At 45.3% G+C, this 932-nt stretch carries 1 protein-coding gene; it reads right to left on the bottom strand.

Annotated elements, in window-relative coordinates; translation table 11 throughout:
- Window positions 1-20 precede the first annotated feature (20 nt).
- Window positions 21-734 carry a S24 family peptidase gene (locus HMPREF3066_RS07340; protein ID WP_070441674.1) on the bottom strand — a complete coding sequence of 238 codons (714 nt, stop codon included), beginning with the start codon at window positions 732-734 and terminating at the stop codon, window positions 21-23.
- Window positions 735-932 lie beyond the last annotated feature (198 nt).

Below are 932 nucleotides of genomic sequence, written 5' to 3'. Positions count from 1 at the left end.
GTTTTAAGAGGTTTTTAAAATCAGTTCACGGAACGGCCGAACCATTCGACGCGGCCGATGATGGCGATGTCGGTATTGTCGGCTGTAAGGTCAATTTCAAAAGGGGCGTAATGGGGGTTGGCGGATGTGACTAATAATTTGCCCGGCATCCGTTGTACGCGTTTTACGAAAAGGTCGTTTCCTATGCGTAGGACGTACAGGCCGTCGCGCGGCTCGGTTTCGGTGTGGTTGATTAGGATGTTGTCGCCGTGGTTCAGGATGCCTTCCATAGAATCGCCTTTCACGGCGATTACGGAGAGTTTGTCTGTTTGCCGGGTAACGTAGTTTTCTATCCAGTAGCGGCGGAAAGCCATGCAGAATAAGGGTTTTTCATCGCTTACGGTTTGTCCATGCCCTGCTGCGGCTTCGACGCTGTACCGTGGAATAAAGACGAATTCACGCAAATCGACGGGATTGCCGAGCGTATCGACCGCGCCTGCGCCGGTATCGGATACGGGGAAGGCTCCGGCATTCTCAGAACGGGCGCGGTCAAGGTATGGCACGCCCTTGCCTGTCAGCAACCAGTTGAGGTCGCAGCCCGTAACATCTTGAATTTTTATGAGTGTTTCGGCTTTCGGCAGTCCATCTTTTGCGAATACCTTATTAAGTCCCATGTAGGACATATCTATCTTGGAGGCTATTTCTTCCAACGTCGAATCAGGCCATAAAAGCTGAAGTCTGCTTTTAAAAGTCATGTGTATCTCTCTAACAAAAAGACTAACCAAAAAACCTTCCTTTTTGGTTAGAAATAATCTCATTTAAAAACAAAAGTTTATAAAATAAGTTCCTTTTGTTTGTAAATTTACTAACCAAAAGGGTTTAAAACTATCCTTTTGGTTAGTATTATTCGTTTCACTAAGTTATATTCAATTAAAAACAAAATAGTACAATAC

Origin of the sequence: Neisseria sp. HMSC03D10, from assembly GCF_001807625.1 — a bacterium.
Taxonomy (GTDB): Bacteria; Pseudomonadota; Gammaproteobacteria; order Burkholderiales; family Neisseriaceae; genus Neisseria; species Neisseria mucosa.
Note: the sequence above shows the minus strand (reverse complement) of the source record. Positions and strands in the feature narration are given on the sequence as shown.